Source organism: Bacillus sp. 2D03 (assembly GCF_003946765.1).
GTDB lineage: Bacteria > Bacillota > Bacilli > Bacillales > Bacillaceae_G > Bacillus_A > Bacillus_A cereus.
Window position 1 is genome coordinate 330,570 of sequence record NZ_RPSJ01000001.1, and the last position, 20,624, is coordinate 351,193.

The window sequence follows — 20,624 nt, forward strand, 5'->3', positions numbered from 1 at the left end:
TGTAAACCAATCTGCCTAAAATATATCTATTTTTTCAAGAAACCTTACTATTATAACAAAAAGCAGAGAAAAATTCTCTGCTTTCGAAAAATATTCCTATAAACTTTTTAGTGAATAGCCGATTTAAACTTACCACCATTTGTCTCTTGCGTGCTCATAATCGTAACAAACGCATTTTCATCAATTTCATGCACAATTGATTTTAACTTCGTCACTTCTAGACGCGTTACAACTGCATAAATAACTTCTTTTTCTTTATCCGTGTAACCACCTTTCGCTACAAGCTTTGTAGTTCCACGGCCAAGACGATGCAAAATCGCGTTTGATACTTCCTCATATTGATCAGATACAATTAAAACCGCCTTCGTTTCATCTAGCCCTTGAATTACTGTATCGATCGTTTTAAATGCGATATAGTACGTCATAACAGAATACATCGCTTGTTCCACACCAAACACAAATGCTGCCCATGCAAAAATAAATAAGTTCACAAACATTACGAATTCACCAACAGAGAATGGTAATTTCTTCGTTAATAAAATCCCCATAATTTCAGTTCCATCTAGCGATCCACCATGACGAATTACAAGTCCTACACCAAGACCTAAAATAAGACCACCAAACACTGTCGCTAAAATAGGTTCTGTTGTAAATGGTGGTACCGCATGTAACGTTGACTCAATGAAAGCTAACGCTACAATACCAAATGTCGAAGATAACATAAATGTTTTTCCAATTTGCTTATAACCGGAATACATAAATGGGATATTGAGAACAACGACTAAAGTAGAAAAACTTAACCACCAAATGTTAGGAGTAAGATAATCTAATATAAGAGAAATACCAATAATTCCACCATCAATAATTTTATTTGGCATTAAAAATAGTTCAATTGCTACCGCCGCGCATGCTGCTCCAAAAATAATCATAACTAAACGATAAATGAGATGAATAACACTTTCTTTTCGATGTTGCTTTTGCTCCATAAGTCCTCCCTTTACTCTTTTTCTGTAGTTTTGTCCTTATATTATAACATACGCTTCTTTTCCTCATGAAAAAAGAAACTCCATACGAATATGTACAAGCTATATGCTCATATATTTCGATAGAAGAACGCGTGAAGGAGGATAATAAGATGAACCTCATTAAACAAATTGTTAATAAAAAATTAAATCATATTTCTACAAAAGAGTTATTAAAATATAGCAAAGAATATGAAGTTCCCATTACAGCCGCACAAGCTGATCAAATCGTTTTACTTATGAAGGGTAAAAATATTAATATTTACGATAACAACGAGCGACTAGAGCTCTTAAAACAAATCGCAAAAGTAACTTCCCCTGCCACTGCCCAACAAGTAAATACATTATTTCAGCAACTACTAAAATAAGGAGGGGATTTCCCCCTCCTTATTGCGCTTTAATTTTTTCAAGAAGCCCTTCATCAAAAGTGCCGTTTTTCAGCATTTCAATTTCCAATTTGTATGGTGGCTTCTTATCTTTTTTATCTTCCCCTACATACGGTGTTTCAAGAATTTTTGGTACATGCATTAACTGTGGATGATGTACAATGTGATGCAATGCTTTATACCCAATGTGACCAAATCCAATGTTTTCATGACGGTCTTTTCCTGCTCCGCGTACATTTTTACTATCATTAATATGAAGTACTTGTAAACGATCTATACCAACGATCTTATCAAATTCGTTTAATACGCCGTCAAAGTCATTTACAATATCATATCCTGCATCATGCGTATGACATGTATCGAAGCATACAGATAGCTTTTCATTATATTTTACACCATCAATAATTTTTGCAATTTCTTCAAAGCTACGACCGCATTCTGTTCCTTTTCCTGCCATCGTCTCTAACGCAATGTTAACCGTCTGTTCTGGCGTTAATACTTCATTAAGCCCTTTAATAATTTGTTGAATACCAGCATCTGCTCCAGCACCAACGTGCGCTCCTGGGTGAAGAACAATTTGTTTCGCTACACCTAATGCCGATGTTCTTTCAATTTCCATGCGAAGAAAGTCTACTCCTAATTGGAATGTTTCTGGCTTCGTCGTATTCCCAACATTAATAATATACGGCGCATGGACGATAATTTCCTCAATTCCGTTCAGCTCCATATGTTTTCTTCCTGCTTCTATGTTCAATTCTTCAATTGGTTTTCTTCGTGTATTTTGCGGTGCACCTGTATAAATCATAAACGTTGTTGCACCGTATGAAACAGCCTCTTCACTTGCTGCTAATAACATTTTCTTACCACTCATGGAAACATGAGATCCAATCTTTAACATACAATCACCTCTTCAATATACAATAGATATAATGATAGCATAATTTGTAGAAATATGTAGTGAATTGTTTGTTCACAAAAGATGCACTACACAAATTTATATGACTATTTATACAGACTATACTTTTCATTTAAATTAGCTGGATTAAGTGAAACTTTAATCAATACTTTTCTATCCATATTGATTACACCTCCCACAAATAGCGGGATAAAAAAAAGATAAGGGAAACCCCTTATCTTTTTTTATTGCCATATTTTTTCTTCACTTTGTCACGTTCTGTTGCAAGTTTACGTTTATAGTTTGGTTTTACTTTTTTTGGTTTTTTAATAACTTTCGTTGCCATAACATCAAGTTCGTCATTTGGTTTTTTACGGCTCTTACGACGACGACGCTCACCTAAATCGGCCCACTCATCTCCGCGTAAATCTACATGCTTGAACTCAATATGACGTTGTTTTTCTAAACTATCTAACGCTTCTTCGTTTGCTGGATCATATATCGTCACTGCAATACCAGAATGCCCCGCACGTGCTGTTCTTCCAACGCGGTGAACGAAGAAATCTAAATCTGATGGTAGCTCATAGTTAATAACATGGCTAATCCCTTCAATATCAATACCACGTGCTGCTAAATCAGTCGCAACAATATATTGGAATTCAAGGTCACGAATTTGTTTCATCATTTTTTTACGATCACGTGGTGATAAATCCCCGTGAATTCGTCCAACTTTTAAGCCACGTTCCATTAATCCATCAGCAACTTGGTCTGCCATCTTTTTCGTATTCGTGAAAACAACTGCTAAATACGGTTTAAATTGAAGTAGCATTTTATGCACTAAATCAATTTTATTACGATGTTTAGAAGGCACTAAATAGTGTTCAATGTTTCCAGCTGCAACTTGTTTTGGATTGATATGAATATGCTCTGGATTCTCCATATACTTCTTCAGAAACGGTTTTAGTTTTTGAGGAATTGTTGCAGAGAAAACTAACATTTGCAAGTTTTTAGGCATGCGTGCTGCAATTTTATCTACATCATGAATGAATCCCATATCAAGCATTAAGTCTGCTTCATCGACAATAATCGTATTTGCTTTATGAACAAATAATGCTTGCTCTTCTACTAAATCTTTAATACGTCCTGGTGTTCCAACTACGATATGAGGTTGTTTTTTCAACTTTTCAATTGAGCGTTGTTTATCAGTTCCACCAATTAAACAACGTGCTGTAATCATTTGGTCTTCCGCACAAAACTTTGTTAATTTCACGATTTCTTCGTAAATTTGTTGTGCTAACTCACGAGTAGGCGCTGTAATAACAAGTTGTACTTCTTCACGACTTGCATTAATTCTGTTTAATGTAGGAAGTAAGTATGCATGTGTTTTCCCAGAACCTGTTTGGGATTGTCCAATTACACTTACACCTTTTTTCACGACCGGGAAAATTTTCTGCTGAATTCCTGTCGGCTCTGTAAAGCGTAGTTCACGAACTGCATCTATTAAAAATGGTTTAAAATCATACTGTGTAAAAGTTTGTTGTGTCATAAGTTACACCTTCTTTCTAAAATTTCTACTGCGCGCACAAATCAGTCAAGTCTACATTATATCGAAATCTACAAGTAAAATCCATCTTTAGTTTAGGTTTTCACTTCAAAAACTAACCTTCTTCCCTTTTATTGCATATTGTATGTGTATATACCTAACTGAAGAAAGGAGGATTTCTCACATGTTTCCGAAATCCCCTACAAGGCAAATGTATCCGAATCCAGGGCAGCAACCTTATACACCATATCCAATTCCACAACTACCACCAATGGCACAAAAAAAGAAAGGTTTTCTTGCTAAGCTTTTTAAAAAACACGATCCAACCGAGCCTTTTATGCAAATGGTTCCACCTTACCGACAAATGGAAGGGCAACTGATGATGCATCAGCAACCACCACCGCCGCCACAATATCAACAGCAATATCAGCAGCAATACCAGCAACAATATCAGCAGCAACATCCACAATATCAACCATACATGCAGCAACATCCTGAGCAAATGATACCGCCTCAAATGTATGAATCAAATGAAACGCGCGGCGGCGCAACTACAGCTGCCGCAACAGCAAGCAGTGGCATCGGCAGTTTCTTTTCGAACTTAATTTCGAATCCTACTAATATGATAAACAACATCGAAAAAGTATCCCAAGTCGTTCAATCTGTAGGTCCTGTCGTCGAACAGTATGGTCCTATTATGCGTAGTCTACCAAGCATTGTTAAAATCCTCACCTCTGGAAAAAGTACGGAAGAAAATCAAACGGAAAATGTAACAGAGCCAGTTGAGGTAGAAAGTCCGCCTCCTGCACCTCAAAAAAAGAAACGAAAACGAAAGAAAATAGTGATTGAACCTGTAATAGAAAAAGAGTTACCGAAAGAACCAGTTCAACAAACAGCAACAAAACCAAAACTATATGTGTAACAATCCTTTGTTTTCTATCCACTCCTCCTTTATAATGTAAAAGACTATGCACAAAAGTATCCCTTGTTTAGAAGGAGAGGATTACTCATATGAAAATTGTTAAAATTTCCCCTCGTGGTTATTGCTACGGTGTTGTCGATGCAATGGTAATTGCACGTAACGCTGCATTAGATAAATCATTGCCGAGACCCATTTATATTTTAGGTATGATTGTTCACAATAAACATGTTACAGACGCTTTTGAAGAAGATGGAATCATCACATTAGACGGTCCAAGTCGCTTAGAAATTTTAGATAAAATTGATTCTGGTACTGTTATTTTCACAGCACACGGTGTTTCTCCAGAAGTTAAACAACGCGCAAAAGAAAAAGGTTTAACAACAATCGATGCCACTTGCCCAGATGTTACCAAGACGCATGACCTTATCGAAGCTAAGAAAGCGGAAGGGTATCATGTCATTTATATCGGTAAAAAAAATCATCCAGAGCCAGAAGGTGCAGTTGGTATTGCACCTGACATCGTTCACCTTATCGAAAGAGCCGATGATTTAAAAACATTAGAAATTCCAACAGATAAAATTTTAGTAACGAATCAAACAACGATGAGTCAATGGGATGTTCAACATTTAATGGAGGACATTCAAAAAAAATTCCCAACAGCAGAATTCCATAAAGAAATTTGTTTAGCTACTCAAGTTCGCCAAGAAGCTGTCGCTAAACAAGCTGATGTTGCAGACTTAACAATTGTTGTTGGTGATCCGAAAAGTAACAATTCAAATCGCTTAGCACAAGTATCACAAGAAATCGCGGGTACAAAAGCATATCGAGTTGCTGATGTAAGCGAAATTCAATTAGAGTGGCTACAAGGTGTAGAAAACGTAGCTGTTACAGCAGGTGCTTCTACTCCAACGCCGATTACAAAAGAAGTTATCGCGTTCTTAGAGCAATATGACCCAATGAATCCAACAACGTGGGAGAGAGTTAGAAAAGTACCACTTCAAAAGATATTACCTCGCGTAAAGGTGAAGAAAGAACAATAATAAAAACCGTTGCCCTAATGGAGCAACGGTTTTTATTTTTCTTATACAAATGTGAATGGATCTGTATGTAACTGCGAAGCATGAATTTGAACATTTAATTTCTTTGCATCCACTTTTTCTTGCAGTTGCTTTTGTACACCTTGTTTCATTACTTTTTCAACATTATGTCCTGGGTCAACTATATTTAAACCGAGCATCATCGCATCATGAGCAACATGATAGTACATGTCACCAGTTACATATACATCTGCTCCTTTAAATTTCGCTTGGTTTATATATTTATTACCATCTCCACCAAGTACAGCTACTTTACGCACTTTATCATCTAACTTACCGACAACTCTTGCCCCATTCACGTCTAATGATTGTTTCACATGTTCTGCAAATTGACCAAGCGTCATTTCTTCTTGTAAGTATCCTATTTTTCCCAGGCCTAACGTTTCACCTTTATTATCAAGCGGGTACACATCGTATGCTACTTCTTCATATGGATGTGCCGTTACCATTGCTTTAATCACTTTCCGCTGTAATGAAACTGGAATAATCGTTTCGATTCGTACTTCTTCTACACGTTCTAACTGTCCAGTTTCCCCGATATAAGGATTTGTCCCCTCTTGAGGTACAAATGTGCCTGTACCCTCGCTACTAAACGTACAGTGGCTATAATTGCCGATATGACCAGCACCTGCGTCTCCTAATGCTTTCCTTACTTCTTCTGCATGAGTGACTGGCACAAACACAACAACTTTTTTCATTTCTTCTGCATATGTCGGTGCTAGAACTTCTGTATTTTGCAATCCTAACGCCTCAGCAAGTAAATCATTTACCCCGCCCTTAGCAACATCCACATTTGTATGCGCTGCATAGATTGCAATATCATTTTTAATACACTTTTCAATAATTTTCCCATACACCTTATCTGTATGAATCGCTTTTAACGGGTTAAAAATTAAAGGATGATGAGCAATAATGACATTTGCCCCTAATTGAATTGCTTCATCCACAACTTCTTCCGTTACATCTAGCGCAATCAATACGTGCTGCACGGGTTTATTAAGCGCTCCAATCTGCAGACCAATCTTATCTCCTTCCATTGCCAAATGCTTCGGATACATACTTTCAAATAAAGAAATAATTTCATGGCCGTTTGGAATTTTACTCATGATAAAACCTCCCCTATCATTTTCATTTTCGCTTCTACTTCCCCACGCTTCGCTTTTGTTTCTTCAGAATCAGCCGCACGTTCCAACTGTTTTAAAATATTTTGGAAGTTTTTTAATTCTCCTTCCCATTTTTCAACGAAGGCTTCACTTTTTTCTGTTATTAAAAATGGTCCCATAAACAATTCAGCTTGTTTATTTTCAGAGTAAGGCGCTACAACATTTCCGCGCTCCCCTACTAAAATTTCGTAAATTTTCCCATCTTCTTTTACGATTTTTTCATGGATAAGCTCCCAACCATTCTCAATAAACCATTCACGAATATGATGCGCTGCAATATTAGGCTGTAAAATTAAACGTGTTACACCTTCTAATTTCTCTTTACCACTTTCTAAAATGTCACGAATTAACGCTCCGCCCATTCCGGCAACCGTAATTACATCTACTTCTCCTGGTGCGATAACAGCTAATCCATTCCCTTTACGCACATCTACTTTATCTTGTAAACCACTTTCAGCTACAGTTGCTTGCGCAGAGCGAAATGGTCCATCTACAACCTCTCCTGCAACTGCTTTTGTAGCAATATTATTTATAATTGTATAACACGGTAAATACGCATGATCCGATCCAATATCAGCAACTGTAGACCCTACTGGTATTTCACGTACAACTTCTTCTAATCGTTTTGAAAGCTTTACTTCATTCATGTATTTCCATTACTCCTTCTCTTGTCAGTCTGTCTCCATGATAATGAATTTATAGTAGTTGTTGCAAGCCCATAACAACAATTCACCGCTCTATCATTCATCGTATTTTAGAAAATATAGAAAAACAAGCCCTTTGCATAAGCAAAAGGCTTGTCATACGGAACTTTATTTTTTCTTCGATAACCAATCAGCTACTTTAGCGGCTTGATCAGCTGGAACTATATTGGCAGGCATATTGCCTTTTCCTTTCGAAAGAATTTCTTTAATTTCATCCTTTGAAAGTTTCCCACCAATTTTTTGTAAGTTAGGTCCAACTGCCCCTTGTAACTGATCACCATGGCAGCTCGTACAGCTTTGCTTCACAATATCCTCTGGCTTTGATGCTGTTTGTGCTGGCTTCCCGCCATTTTTTGCATCAGCTAACTCTTTAGATTTATTTAGCCCCTGAAATGAAAATACAAACATAACGATAATACCCAATGCTGCAATAAGAGCGAACGGAATCAGCGGATTACGTTTCATATCTCTTCTCCCCCCTCTATACCCCTAAATAGTTAGATGATTCAGTCATTTATATTGTACTTGAAAACGCTCTATCAGAAAAGAGCAAACTAATACTTGTTAAAAATATTCCATAAATTCAGTTTATTGTTTTTTATTGTCATATCGCTTATTATTTCGATAATTATTAACGTTTCTCATCATATTTTTCGCTTTTCTACATATATTTTTGTATATAATAAACAAAATTAATCGAAAAATCGAAAAATGAGCATTTGCAAATCAAAAGACAATTCTGTAAAATAAATTACAAGAAATTGTAATCGTTGCCCATAGCTAAATTTTAACAAAAATTAACAAAATAAAAAAGTTTACTTCACAAAAGTGAAGTAAACTTAAAAAATAACCTATTCTAAGAAATCCTTAAGACGCTTACTACGGCTTGGATGTCTTAATTTGCGAAGTGCTTTTGCTTCAATTTGACGAATACGCTCTCTCGTTACGCCGAATACTTTCCCAACTTCTTCAAGCGTACGAGTTCGTCCATCATCTAAACCGAAACGAAGACGTAGAACATTTTCTTCACGATCTGTTAGTGTATCTAACACATCTTCTAATTGTTCTTTTAGCAATTCATAGGCTGCATGGTCCGCAGGCGATGTTGCTTCTTGGTCTTCAATAAAGTCACCTAAATGGGAGTCATCTTCTTCACCAATTGGTGTTTCAAGAGAAACTGGCTCCTGTGCAATTTTTAAGATTTCACGTACTTTTTCTGGAGCAAGATCCATTTCCTCACCAATCTCTTCAGGAGATGGTTCGCGACCTAAATCTTGTAATAATTGACGTTGTACACGAATTAACTTATTAATCGTTTCAACCATATGAACTGGAATACGAATTGTTCGCGCTTGGTCTGCAATGGCACGTGTAATAGCTTGGCGAATCCACCAAGTTGCATACGTACTAAATTTGAAACCTTTACGATAATCGAACTTTTCAACAGCTTTAATTAGACCCATATTACCTTCTTGAATTAAGTCTAAGAAAAGCATACCACGGCCTACATAGCGCTTTGCAATACTTACTACAAGACGTAAGTTTGCTTCTGCAAGACGACGTTTCGCTTCTTCATCGCCTTCTTCAATACGCGTTGCAAGTCGAATTTCTTCTTCTGCAGATAGTAAGTCTACACGACCAATTTCTTTTAAATACATACGAACAGGATCGTTGATTTTAACCCCAGGTGGTACACTTAAATCATTGAGGTCAAACTCTTCTTCTGTTTTTGTAATTTGGCGATTATTAGGGCCTTCTTCGTTGTCATTATCACCAACTAAATCAATGCCTTGTTCACCTAAATATTCATAGTATTCATCCATTTGATCGGATTCAATTTCAAATCCATTCATGCGTTCTGCAATCTCTTCATATGTAAGAACGCCACGTTTTTTTCCGAGCTCAGTGAGTTGTTCTTTCACTTGCTCAAGGGTCATTTCAGTTTCAATTTGTTTAGAACGAGCTGGTTTGTCAGCCATCTGTTCCCCTCCTTACGCGAGATACAAACATTCATTATACTAAAACTTTATCAAAAAAGCTATTTTCTCGCTTTTTGATTTTGTAAATATGCTACATAATATTTAGCAGCCTCTACAGGATCTGTTTTTTCCATTTGTTTCACTTTAAAGATAATTTCCATCTTTTCAAGTTTTTCCTGATGCCGTCTAAGCGTCTCCAAATGGCCTTGCAACACTTCTTCTGTGTATTCTGGATTAATAAATTCATCCGTCGAAATATCAGTGATAATATTTTTCAACTTTTCATCAGAGAGCCAACTTAAAAATGTTCCGACTGAAGGTTCATTTCCCTTTTCATAATATGCGTATAGTTCATATAAAATCCCTTTATGTTCTTCTGTATGAAAATCTTCTATATGGGATTCCATACGAACAGCTACTTCTGCACTTTGCAACATATGGTAAATAATTTCTCTTTCCGCTCTTTCAAAACCTGTTAACTTCGGTTTTGTTTGAACGACTTGAGACGGTTTAGCAACCTGCTTTATTTGTTTTTGCTGTACCTTTTGTTCTTTGCGATATTGGTGCAATTGGTTCAAAAGTGTTTCCATTGAATACGAAAATTCTTGCGATAATGACTTCAAATATGACTCTGCCTGCATCGCATCTTGTAACAACGATAACTCTTTTAAAACACTCTTCACATATTCTTCTTTGCCAGACTCATCTTGCAAATTTTTCCCTAAACGCAAATAATTTATTTTAAAACCAACAAAACTCACACTTGATTTCACAAGATTTTCAAAAGCAGTAGTTCCATATTGTTGCACATATTCATCAGGATCAAGCTTATCTGGCAAGGATGTGACTTTCACTTGGCAACCAACTTTTAGCAATAATTGCCCTGCTTTCATCGTCGCTTCTCGCCCTGCTTTATCACCATCATAGCAAAGAACAACAGTTTCAACGTTACGTCGCAGAAGTTTTGCTTGTTCTTCAGTTAAAGCTGTTCCCATTGTCGCAACAGCTTCTTCCACACCACTTTTTACCGCAGCTAGTACATCGGCATATCCTTCAAAAAGAACCACTTGCCCACGTTTTCTAATAAACGGTCTTGCTTGGTGGAAGTTATACAACAATTTACTTTTGTGAAAAATCGGTGTTTCAGGGCTATTTAAATATTTCGGAGTGTCATCTCCTAACGCCCTTCCACTAAACGCTATCACCTTACCTTGTAACGTATAAATCGGGAACATAACTCTTCCACGGAAGCGATCATAATGACTACCATCCTTCTCACTTCTTATTAGAAGGCCAGCTTGTTCCATACTAGACAGCGATAAACCTCTTTTTTGTAAAATTTTCGTCGCTGCATCCCAAGCAGGTGATGCATAACCAATTTCAAACTTCTCAATCATCTCTTTCGTAATACCACGGTTTAATAAATATGAAAGTGCTTCATTTCCCTCTTCCGTATTTACTAATAAATGATGATAATACTTTTTCAATAATTCATGAGCTTGTTGCATGATGACAGTGTCATCAGATATGTCTTCTTGTTGTCCTTGCCCTGATGTATACTCTGCAACCGCAATTCCATTTCTTTCGCCTAGCTTTTGAACAGCCTCGGTAAAAGCCAGTCCTTCCATTTTCATTAGAAAGGAAAATACATTTCCACCTTCTCCACATCCGAAGCAATGAAAAATTTGCTTATCAGATGAAACAGAGAATGAAGGAGAATTCTCACCATGAAATGGACAAAGGCCGAAATAGTTACGCCCCTGTTTTCTAAGTTGAACGTATTCACCAATGACTTCTACAATATCGGATGATGTCCGAATCTGTTCAACAACTTCTTCGGGAATTCTGTTCCCCATAACTCCATCTCCGTGTCGTATTTTGTATTCGATATAAATTAAAAAATTCCTTTATAATTCGACAATATTTTTCTAAACTTGTTAAAAAGTGTTGCCGATTACATTGTATAAACGATTTTAAACCTTTCCTATAGGTCCTTTATCTGCATAAATCGCATATACATACTTGCTATATAAAATTGTATACATTTGCTCATCTGTTACAAATGTATCTCTTAGAAACAATACATATACACCTTTTTATAAGAAGAGTAGCAAGCCACATATACCGTTTGATCTTGAGATTTGTAACTTTTTCATGTTGATCCATATAACGATCAACTCCATTTTGTTCAGTATCTACAAAGATCCAATGGCCTTGCTATTTCCTTAAAGGATGAGCATATGATGCGACAAACAAAATTCCGACATGAAATTCCGCTCCAACTTGCACAATTTCAGCCTTCACGGGATATACATCCACACCAACTAATATGTTGTCAATGCTTTGCATATTTCTGTATTCTACATCCCTTCTGTGAATCCTTCCATAATGTGCGTTTTCTTGTATAGATTTTGTCGATTTAACGTAATTACATGTCTTTTTCGTAAATCCTATCCCTAGTTTATTCTGAAAAATTAAAGTCTAAACGTAAAATATAGGTTTTTATCACAATTTTTTATTATAATATATTTTCTTCAACTACGCTACATATCCCTTTATTTTTTCATCTTACATTTCAGGATGACAAACTCACACCTTGAATATACTAAAAGACAAAGGAGTATAAGTATAACCATTACACTACAATCTATTACAAAATCCATAGGTACCATATTTCACACGAGCGAAAAAAGCACATTCACCTTTGGTAAATGTGCTAAAACATTTTTTGGTTTTGCACTGCATTCACAATAATATTTGCTGTTTCTTCAATTGCTTTATTCGATACATCGATTACTTGACAATTTATTTTACTAATTACTTCCTCAAAGTGATCAATTTCTTCTTGAATACGATTAATATTTGCATATGTTGCTCCATCACTTAATCCAAGTGACTTTAATCGTTCTTTTCGAATATGATTTAACTTATCTGGCGTAATTTTCAAACCGAAACATTTTTCTTTTGCCACTTGATATAGTTCTTCAGGTGGGTCAACTTCTGGCACGAGTGGTACATTCGCAACTTTCAAGCGTTTGTTATGAGCTAAATATTGGGAAAGTGGTGTTTTTGATGTACGCGAAACACCAATCAACACGATATCCGCTTTTAAAATACCTCGTGCATCTCTGCCGTCATCATACTTCACAGCAAACTCAATCGCTTCAATCTTTTTAAAGTATTCTTCATCTAACCTACGGACAACGCCTGGCTCACATCTCGGCACTTGCCCCGTAATTTCTTCAATTTGATCAATAAGAGGGCCGATAATATCGTATGCCTCTACCCCTTCTTTTGCAGCCTCTGTTACTAAATATTTGCGCATATCAGGCTTAACTAACGTAAAACATATAAGTGCTTGATTACTCTTAGCAATCGAAATCACTTCTTTTAATGTCCCTGTATCTTCTACATACGGTACACGTCTAATATCAGGAGCAAACGGGAATTGCCCCATTGCTGCTCGAACAACCAAATCAGCCGTTTCCCCTACAGAGTCAGATACGACATATACGATTTTATTATCCATTACATTACCTCACTTTAAACAAATTACACTTATTCGTTATTTACTAAATTTACAAACGCACGTGTAATATTTGTTTTTGTAATTCGCCCAATCACTTCTAAACCTTGTTTCGTATCTTTTACAACTGGCATTGCATCAATCTGTCTTTCTATTAATTCCATCGCAATATCATATAAAGAATCCTCTCTACGACACATCGCAATGTTTGGCATCCTTGTCATGATAATATTAACCGGAAGAGAGGTTAAATCCTGCTTTCCTAAGCTCGCTCTTAATAAATCTTTACGAGACACAACACCAACTAATAGAGTCATCTGATCTACAACGAACAATGTACCAACGTCCTCTAAAAACATCGTACAAATTGCATCGTACACGGAAACATTTTTATCAATTACAACCGGTCTAGATTGATAATCTTGTACTTTAATTTTCTTAACAGCTTCAGATAATAACTGCCCCCCAGTTTTACCCGTATAAAAATAACCTACGCGTGGACGTGCTTCTAAATAACCAGCCATCGTTAAAATTGCTAAGTCTGGTCTTAGCGTCGCACGTGTTAGACCCAATTGCGCTGCAATTGATTCCCCTGTAATAGGACCGTGATCTTTTACAATCTGAATTATATGTTCTTGCCGTTTATTCAGCTCTATGATAATCACCACCTTTAATGCACAACGAAAAAAGTTATACTATCTCTTAAATATTATATACTAAATATGCTATTCGAAAAAGAAAGTATGTAAAAAGGACCGTATACGGCCCAAAATTATATTTGAAACTTATCAAGTTGTTCTAAAAAACGTCTTGATTTCAAATAAATTCCGCAATATTCATCATAATATGTATTCAATACTAAACGCATTTGTTTTTTTGTGCTATCCTTTACCGATACATTTCCGAGCCTATGTAAATCGAAATGGAAGAAAAGACGTAATAATTTATGAACAGCTTCTCCTACCGGTATACGATACGGGTCTTGCTCCGCATGACGTGAGCACAGAAAACCGCCTTCCCTAACGGAGAAGGCGACAAAGTCTGTTTCTTGATGACAAATCGCACATGTATCAAAGTACGGGCGCATCCCTAATACCGGAAGCATTTTCGTTTGATAAATTAATGATAATACTTCTGGATCAACACCCTCACACATATAATGCAACGTTTGATATAACATTTCAAATAAATACGGATTATGTTTTTTATCTTCTGTTGCTTTATCAGTTAATTCAACAATAAATGATGCATAAGCAGTTAAAAATATATCCTCGCGAATTTCTTTCATAGTTGAAATAATCTCGCCTTGTTGCAATGTTCCAAGCCCAGATCCCATTTGAATAAGAAACTGGCCATGTGTCATTAATTGCGACACAGATGCTAATCGGCTTTTCGGTTTTTTTGCCCCTCTTGCCATTGCACTTACCTTACCAAGTTCTCTTGAGAATATTGTAACAATCTTGTTCGTTTCTCCGTAATCTGTCGTACGGATAACGATGCCCTCAACTTTTTGAAACATGTTCGTCACCATCCAAGGTTTGAACAAAACGGGTCAAGAAATTGGAGAGTCTAGATGCGCTAGCTCCTCTTCATGTTGATCCATCTCATCGTTTACGTCTTTTTCCATTTCTTTCAAAAGCAAGTACGTTTCAATGCTTCCTGTTTTGGAGAAAAACTTCCAGGTAAAATCTAGCATAAGAATCCACCTTTCTCAATAAGCGTAGCCTATAAACCAATTTCCTTTGTTGTTATTAAATTGACCCATTTTGTCCATTTTCATGTGAGAAAAATTTTTCCTAATTTATCAAAGTTCATAAAAACCAATAATCAGTGGATGAACCAACCATCCACTGATTACAGCTTGACTCTATTTTAGTACTCATCCTCGCGGAAACCTAGGTCACGAAGCTGAGACATTTTATTACGCCAATCTTTTTGCACTTTTACCCATACTTCTAAAAATACTTTAGAACCAAGTAGCGCTTCAATATCAAAACGAGCTCGCTTACCAACTTCTTTTAACATTTTCCCTTGTTTTCCGATGATGATTCCTTTTTGTGATGCACGTTCAACAACAATCGTTGCATTTATATAAACTGCCCCGCCCTCACGCTTTTGAATCGCATCGATAACAACAGCCACAGAATGCGGCACTTCTTCACGTGTTAAATGTAGTACTTTCTCACGAATAAGCTCTGCAATAATAAATCTCTCCGGATGATCCGTTACTTGATTATCTGGATAGTATTGTGGTCCTTCTGGTAAATACTTTTTAATTGTTCCAATTAAAGCGTCCACATTATTACCGTCTAACGCAGAAATTGGTACAATTTCTGCAAACTCATGTAGTTTACGATATTGATCAATTAACTCTAGTAATTGCTCTGGATGAAGTTGGTCAATTTTATTAATAACTAAAAATACTGGTTGTTTCGTTTCTTTTAACTTCTCGATGATGAATTCTTCACCACGACCAAAGCCTTCGACAGCATTAACCATAAACAGAACGATATCAACTTCTTTTAATGTCGTTTGCGCCATCTTCACCATGAAGTCACCTAGTTTATGTTTAGGTTTATGTATTCCTGGTGTATCAATGAAAATTACTTGTGAATCATTTTCTGTATATACGCCTTGAATTTTATTACGAGTCGTTTGTGGCTTGTCACTCATAATAGCAATTTTTTGACCGATAATACGGTTTAAAAATGTAGATTTTCCAACATTCGGTCTGCCAATAATAGAGACAAAACCTGATTTATAACCTTTTCTATTCATGTAAATCCTCCGCTAAAAATGCTCCTGGTAACAATTCTCCGACTGTCGTCTCCTGAACGTCACCATGTAAATTTGTTAAGTATACTTTCGTATCCTGTTTACATAATTCTACCATAACTTGTCGACATGCTCCACAAGGAGGTACTGGGCGCTTTGTATCTGCTACAACCGCAATGGCTACAAATTCTTTATCTCCTTCAGAAACCGCCTTAAATAAAGCTGTTCTTTCAGCACAATTACATAAGCCATATGATGCATTCTCAACATTACATCCACGATATACTTTTCCACCGCGCGTTAATAGTGCTGCACCTACTTGAAATTTAGAATATGGTACGTACGCTTGTTTACGCGCTTCGATTGCTTCTAGAATTAATTGTTTACTATTCATATTCCCGCATCCTTCCTGTTCACAGCTATGAAGAGGTACACTCTCTCATTAAAGCCCCTTACGGCACTTCCAAAGCTTAATAAAAGCTTCGGAATGCAACTATACCATATACGGTAAAAAGATAATAGCACCAATTATAACAGCTATAATTGCAAACAATAAAACCGCTCCTGCCGCAACATCCTTTGCAATTTTTGCAAATGGATGAATATCGGCAGTCGCTAAATCTACTGTTTTTTCCACAGCCGTATTTACCATTTCTAAACTCATTACACTACCTATTACAATAAGTAATATCATCCACTCTGTTCTCGTAATATGGAAATAAAAGCCGCAGCATATAACAATGACTGCGGCTAAATAATGGATTTTCATATTTCGTTCATGACGAAAACAAAAGAATATACCAGCTATAGCATATCCAAAACTATCTATAAGTTTTCCTTTTTTCATCGTCCTAATCCAAAAGCTTCTAAAATTTCTTTTTGTCTTCCGAACATTTCTTTTTCATCTTCTTCTGTCATGTGATCATAACCAAGTAAATGTAAAAAGCCATGTAACGCCAAAAATCCAAGTTCACGATCGAAAGAATGTCCGTACTCTTCAGCTTGCTCTTTCGCCCTTGGAATAGAGATAATAAGATCACCTAACATGCGCGGCATCTCTGCACCAACAATCTCCATTTCTCCTTCTCCCATTTCTTCCATGGCAAAGGATATTACATCTGTAGGTTGATCTTTATCTCGGTAATCACGATTAATTTCTCTAATGCGCTCATTATCTACAAATGTCACCGATACCTCCGCACCATCCTCGATATTTTCCATTTGAGCTGCTTTTTCTAACACTTCACGAATTAAACTCATATACGCTTCTTTTACTTCTTCTGTTTCATCAATAAAATCAATTAACAAACTCATTCTTTCTCCTTTTCTTCCGGAAGTTCCGGATATGTAATACGCGAATGGAAAATACCATTTAACGTTTCACACAACGTTTTTCCAACGATTTGTAGTTCCTTAAACGTCAAATCACATTCACTAAATTGACCGTCTTGTAGTCGATCTTTAATAATACTTTGCACCAAATTATTAATTTGTTCTGGCGTTGGGTGATTCATAGAACGTACCGCAGCTTCTACACTATCAGCAATACCAACAATTGCCGATTCTTTCGAAGTTGCTTTTGAACCTGGATAACGGAACATCTCTTCTGTATATTTTTCTTTATCTTCTTTAATAGCTTTATAATAAAAATATTTCAGTAACGTTGTACCGTGATGTTGCCCAGCGATATCAATAATTTCTTGTGGAATATGATATTCTTCGAGCATTCTTACTCCATCCGTTACGTGAGCAATTATAATATCTTTACTCGTTACAGGATCTAATTTATCATGCGGATTTTCAATTCCCATTTGGTTTTCAATAAAAAATTGCGGTTGTACTGTTTTTCCTACATCATGATAATATGCCCCTACACGCGCTAATACACCATTTGCCCCGACTGCTTCACAAGCAGCCTCAGAAAGATTCGCTACCATTACACTATGATGATATGTCCCTGGCGCTTCTAACAAAATTCTGCGTAAAAGCGGATGATTTGGGCTTGATAGTTCCATAAGCTTCATACTTGATACGATTCCAAGTCCACTTTCTAAATATGGTAAAATCCCCATAGCCAAAACGGATGATATAATCCCTGAAAGCGAAGCCATTAATAATTGCGTACCAATTTCAAGAGGCGAAAAATTCCCATTACGTAATAATAAGAGCGCCGCCAATACGACTACATTTAATACAGAAACGAGTATACCAGCTTGTAAAATCATTGTACGACGATTTTTTTCTCGCAAGAAAATACTAACCGATAATGAACTTAACAATACGTAAATCCCTACACTATAATTTAATGTACTCGTTACTCCTTCATTAAACATAATACTTCCGCATACAGAAAAAATCATACTCGTTAAAAAGACAAATCGATCACCAATCATTAGTTTTACAAGTATTGTTCCCATCGCAACTGGGACAACATATGCAATCCCCGCGTATTCAAGTTTTTGAAACAAACTAATGATTTTCATTAAGACAATTGTGATAGACAAAATTGTAATATACGCTAAAACATACGGTCTATCTTCTCTTTTTCTCTTTAAAAATAATTCAAATTGTTTATGCATAAAGTATAGTAACACACCAATGAGTACCGCTAATCCAACATAAGGTTGAAAGCCGTTCCCTTTTTCTAACAAACCAACTAATTTCAACTGATTATACACATCACTTGAAATTGTTTCACCTTCTCTAACAAGAACTTGTCCTTGAAGAATATAAACAGGTGGAACTAAATCTTCCTCTGCTTTTCTCTTCTCTTTCGTTAAAATCGGGTCATAAAAATAGTTCGCTGAAATTGCATATCTTCCTAGCGCCTTAATCGACTCTTTTAAACCATTATCAACATTAACACTATTCATCTCACTTACATATCGTTCTTTCGCATCTTTCAATTCGTCCATTTTAATATGCTCAGTCATGATACTATTAATTGCTGTGACCGCAGCATCTTTCGCTAATACTAATTGACTCGAATCTGCATTAATCAAACTTAGTAAGTTTGAATCAGATAATTCTTTCGTTAAGTCAGCGGGTAGTTTCTTTTTTAACTTCTCCACTTTCTCAGCATCAGTCATCTTTTTTTGATCATCCGGTCCAACAGCTTTAATCTCTTGCACCACTTCATCCACTTTAGCAAAGACGTCATTCACAATATCAACTTTGTTTTGTTTATACTCACTTTTATATGTATATTGATCTTCAACTTTTGTAGCGGCTTCTTTTTTCTTTTTATCCGTTGTAACTTTATCTTCAATTTTTATAGGAGAATGGATTGTCTTTTTCGCAATAGAATACATATTAACATCTAATTGCTCTGGTTTTACATTATTCATAAGCGCAAAAAACAGCACCGCTCCTAATACAACGTAAGAAATCCAACTTAGTTTTTTCGAATGTTGTAAATTACGAAACCACTTAGAAATTTCTTGAGATCTTGACATGATTTCAATACCTTCTCCTCTCCAGAAATAAAGTGAAACTATTTATAGCTTTCATTTCTTCTACCAAACGATACTTTGAGGTAACATTTTATACACTAGTACCTATAGTTTATTTTCCTTATCTTTCATGATAGTAAAAAATATGACGTTCGCCAACCTTATCATACAAAAAGAAATGATCCTGACAAATAGGATCATTCCATTTTATCATATGCCTCAATAATACGTTGCACCAATGGATGTCTCACAACGTCCGTTTGTTCTAATGTAATAAATGACAGACCTGATACACCAGATAAAATATTAGCAGCTATAGATAGCCCTGATTTTACCCCTTTTGGCAAGTCTACTTGTGAAGGGTCCCCTGTAATAACCATTTTAGAACTAAAACCTAATCTTGTTAAAAACATTTTTATTTGAGCACCCGTTGTATTTTGAGCCTCATCTAAAATAACAAATGAATCATCAAGCGTACGCCCCCTCATATAAGCAAGCGGCGCGATTTCAATTACTCCTCGCTCCATCATACGCTGCGTATATTCTTGTCCAAGAATATCATGTAAGGCATCATATAATGGGCGTAAGTATGGATCTACCTTCTCTTTCAAATCCCCTGGTAAAAAACCTAAATTTTCTCCAGCTTCTACAGCAGGTCTTGTTAAAATAATTTTCTTTACATACCCTTGTTTTAAAGCCCTCACAGCCATTACTACAGCTAAGTATGTTTTTCCAGTTCCTGCAGGCCCTATCCCAAAGACAATATCATTCTTCTTCATCGCATGAATATATCGTCTTTGCCCCATTGTTTTTACACGAATGGATTTACCTTTTGCAGTCTTGAAAATTTCTTCTTCATATAACTCTTCAAATTGAGCAATTTTCCCTTGTTGTGCAAGCTGAATTGCATACGCAACATCTCTCTCTGAAATTGATATACTTTTACGAATTACAACAAGTAATTGCTGTAAGATTTTTTCTACGAGTGTCACCGTTTCAACTGCCCCAGATACATGAACAGTTTCTCCTCTAGTTACGATCGATACATTCAGTTCTCGTTCAATTACTTTTAAATGTGCATCATTGACTCCAAAAAGAGCGATTGCTTCGTTAGTATTTTCCAATTGTTGGTTCATTTCTACTAATTGTTCTGCCATTAC

The 20,624-nt window shown here is 36.2% G+C and carries 21 protein-coding genes; 3 read left to right on the plus strand and 18 right to left on the minus strand.

Annotated elements, in window-relative coordinates:
* Positions 1 to 107 precede the first annotated feature (107 nt).
* Positions 108 to 986 (minus strand): YitT family protein, encoded by an 879-nt coding sequence (locus EBQ15_RS01990; protein ID WP_000435963.1) that lies wholly within the window; start codon positions 984 to 986, stop codon positions 108 to 110.
* A gap of 149 nt (positions 987 to 1,135) precedes the next feature.
* Here EBQ15_RS01990 and EBQ15_RS01995 point away from each other — a divergent pair, with 149 nt between their 5' ends.
* Positions 1,136 to 1,390 (plus strand): DUF2624 domain-containing protein, encoded by a 255-nt coding sequence (locus EBQ15_RS01995; protein ID WP_001048954.1) that lies wholly within the window; start codon positions 1,136 to 1,138, stop codon positions 1,388 to 1,390.
* Between the two features lie 19 nt (positions 1,391 to 1,409).
* Here EBQ15_RS01995 and EBQ15_RS02000 read toward each other — a convergent pair whose 3' ends face one another.
* Positions 1,410 to 2,306 (minus strand): deoxyribonuclease IV, encoded by an 897-nt coding sequence (locus EBQ15_RS02000; protein ID WP_000912460.1) that lies wholly within the window; start codon positions 2,304 to 2,306, stop codon positions 1,410 to 1,412.
* A 232-nt stretch (positions 2,307 to 2,538) separates the two neighbouring features.
* Positions 2,539 to 3,849 (minus strand): DEAD/DEAH box helicase, encoded by a 1,311-nt coding sequence (locus EBQ15_RS02005; protein WP_000194015.1) that lies wholly within the window; start codon positions 3,847 to 3,849, stop codon positions 2,539 to 2,541.
* A gap of 181 nt (positions 3,850 to 4,030) precedes the next feature.
* On the opposite strand from EBQ15_RS02005, the gene EBQ15_RS02010 reads away from it, so the two are divergent.
* Together EBQ15_RS02010 and EBQ15_RS02015 are read left to right on the plus strand one after the other, a co-directional pair.
* Positions 4,031 to 4,768 carry a YqfQ family protein gene (locus EBQ15_RS02010; RefSeq protein ID WP_000484162.1) on the plus strand — a complete coding sequence of 246 codons (738 nt, stop codon included), beginning with the start codon at positions 4,031 to 4,033 and terminating at the stop codon, positions 4,766 to 4,768.
* Between the two features lie 89 nt (positions 4,769 to 4,857).
* Positions 4,858 to 5,808, plus strand: a complete 951-nt coding sequence (locus EBQ15_RS02015) for a 4-hydroxy-3-methylbut-2-enyl diphosphate reductase (RefSeq protein WP_000706660.1) — start codon at positions 4,858 to 4,860, stop codon at positions 5,806 to 5,808.
* 41 nt (positions 5,809 to 5,849) lie between these two features.
* Here the strand turns inward: EBQ15_RS02015 and EBQ15_RS02020 are convergent, their stop codons facing one another.
* From EBQ15_RS02020 to EBQ15_RS02090, 15 genes are all read right to left on the minus strand, one after another.
* A complete protein-coding gene (locus EBQ15_RS02020; RefSeq protein ID WP_000036234.1) occupies positions 5,850 to 6,971 on the minus strand; it encodes a Nif3-like dinuclear metal center hexameric protein in 1,122 nt (373 codons plus the stop codon).
* A complete protein-coding gene (locus tag EBQ15_RS02025) occupies positions 6,968 to 7,675 on the minus strand; it encodes a tRNA (adenine(22)-N(1))-methyltransferase (RefSeq protein ID WP_001006545.1) in 708 nt (235 codons plus the stop codon). The genes EBQ15_RS02020 and EBQ15_RS02025 overlap by 4 nt, the downstream gene beginning before the upstream one ends.
* A 165-nt stretch (positions 7,676 to 7,840) precedes the next feature.
* A complete protein-coding gene (cccA, locus tag EBQ15_RS02030) occupies positions 7,841 to 8,197 on the minus strand; it encodes a cytochrome c550 (RefSeq protein WP_000828141.1) in 357 nt (118 codons plus the stop codon).
* Positions 8,198 to 8,583: 386 nt separating this feature from the next.
* The gene (gene rpoD, locus EBQ15_RS02035; RefSeq protein WP_000764066.1) at positions 8,584 to 9,711 is read right to left on the minus strand and encodes an RNA polymerase sigma factor RpoD; all 1,128 of its coding nucleotides are present in this window, start codon (positions 9,709 to 9,711) and stop codon (positions 8,584 to 8,586) included.
* Between the two features lie 59 nt (positions 9,712 to 9,770).
* On the minus strand, positions 9,771 to 11,567 hold the full coding sequence (gene dnaG, locus EBQ15_RS02040; RefSeq protein WP_000528221.1) for a DNA primase: 1,797 nt from the start codon (positions 11,565 to 11,567) through the stop codon (positions 9,771 to 9,773).
* Positions 11,568 to 12,427: 860 nt separating this feature from the next.
* Positions 12,428 to 13,240, minus strand: a complete 813-nt coding sequence (locus EBQ15_RS02045) for a pyruvate, water dikinase regulatory protein (RefSeq protein WP_000368935.1) — start codon at positions 13,238 to 13,240, stop codon at positions 12,428 to 12,430.
* A 29-nt stretch (positions 13,241 to 13,269) separates the two neighbouring features.
* On the minus strand, positions 13,270 to 13,902 hold the full coding sequence (gene ccpN, locus EBQ15_RS02050; RefSeq protein ID WP_000583756.1) for a transcriptional regulator CcpN: 633 nt from the start codon (positions 13,900 to 13,902) through the stop codon (positions 13,270 to 13,272).
* 107 nt (positions 13,903 to 14,009) lie between these two features.
* Positions 14,010 to 14,756 carry a DNA repair protein RecO gene (gene recO, locus EBQ15_RS02055; RefSeq protein WP_000487013.1) on the minus strand — a complete coding sequence of 249 codons (747 nt, stop codon included), beginning with the start codon at positions 14,754 to 14,756 and terminating at the stop codon, positions 14,010 to 14,012.
* A 33-nt stretch (positions 14,757 to 14,789) separates the two neighbouring features.
* A complete protein-coding gene (locus tag EBQ15_RS02060; protein ID WP_000883924.1) occupies positions 14,790 to 14,933 on the minus strand; it encodes a YqzL family protein in 144 nt (47 codons plus the stop codon).
* 176 nt (positions 14,934 to 15,109) lie between these two features.
* Positions 15,110 to 16,015 (minus strand): GTPase Era, encoded by a 906-nt coding sequence (gene era / locus EBQ15_RS02065; RefSeq protein WP_001080237.1) that lies wholly within the window; start codon positions 16,013 to 16,015, stop codon positions 15,110 to 15,112.
* Positions 16,008 to 16,406: a cytidine deaminase gene (locus EBQ15_RS02070; RefSeq protein ID WP_001086286.1), complete on the minus strand. Its 399-nt coding sequence runs from the start codon at positions 16,404 to 16,406 to the stop codon at positions 16,008 to 16,010. Before EBQ15_RS02070 ends, era begins: the two co-directional genes overlap by 8 nt.
* A gap of 99 nt (positions 16,407 to 16,505) precedes the next feature.
* A complete protein-coding gene (locus EBQ15_RS02075) occupies positions 16,506 to 16,859 on the minus strand; it encodes a diacylglycerol kinase family protein (protein WP_000715469.1) in 354 nt (117 codons plus the stop codon).
* Positions 16,856 to 17,326, minus strand: a complete 471-nt coding sequence (gene ybeY, locus EBQ15_RS02080; protein ID WP_000054679.1) for an rRNA maturation RNase YbeY — start codon at positions 17,324 to 17,326, stop codon at positions 16,856 to 16,858. Before ybeY ends, EBQ15_RS02075 begins: the two co-directional genes overlap by 4 nt.
* Positions 17,323 to 19,467, minus strand: coding sequence for an HD family phosphohydrolase (locus tag EBQ15_RS02085; protein ID WP_000091514.1), 2,145 nt, complete (start codon positions 19,465 to 19,467; stop codon positions 17,323 to 17,325). Before EBQ15_RS02085 ends, ybeY begins: the two co-directional genes overlap by 4 nt.
* A gap of 194 nt (positions 19,468 to 19,661) precedes the next feature.
* The gene (locus EBQ15_RS02090; protein WP_000840520.1) at positions 19,662 to 20,621 is read right to left on the minus strand and encodes a PhoH family protein; all 960 of its coding nucleotides are present in this window, start codon (positions 20,619 to 20,621) and stop codon (positions 19,662 to 19,664) included.
* Between the last annotated feature and the right edge of the window lie 3 nt (positions 20,622 to 20,624).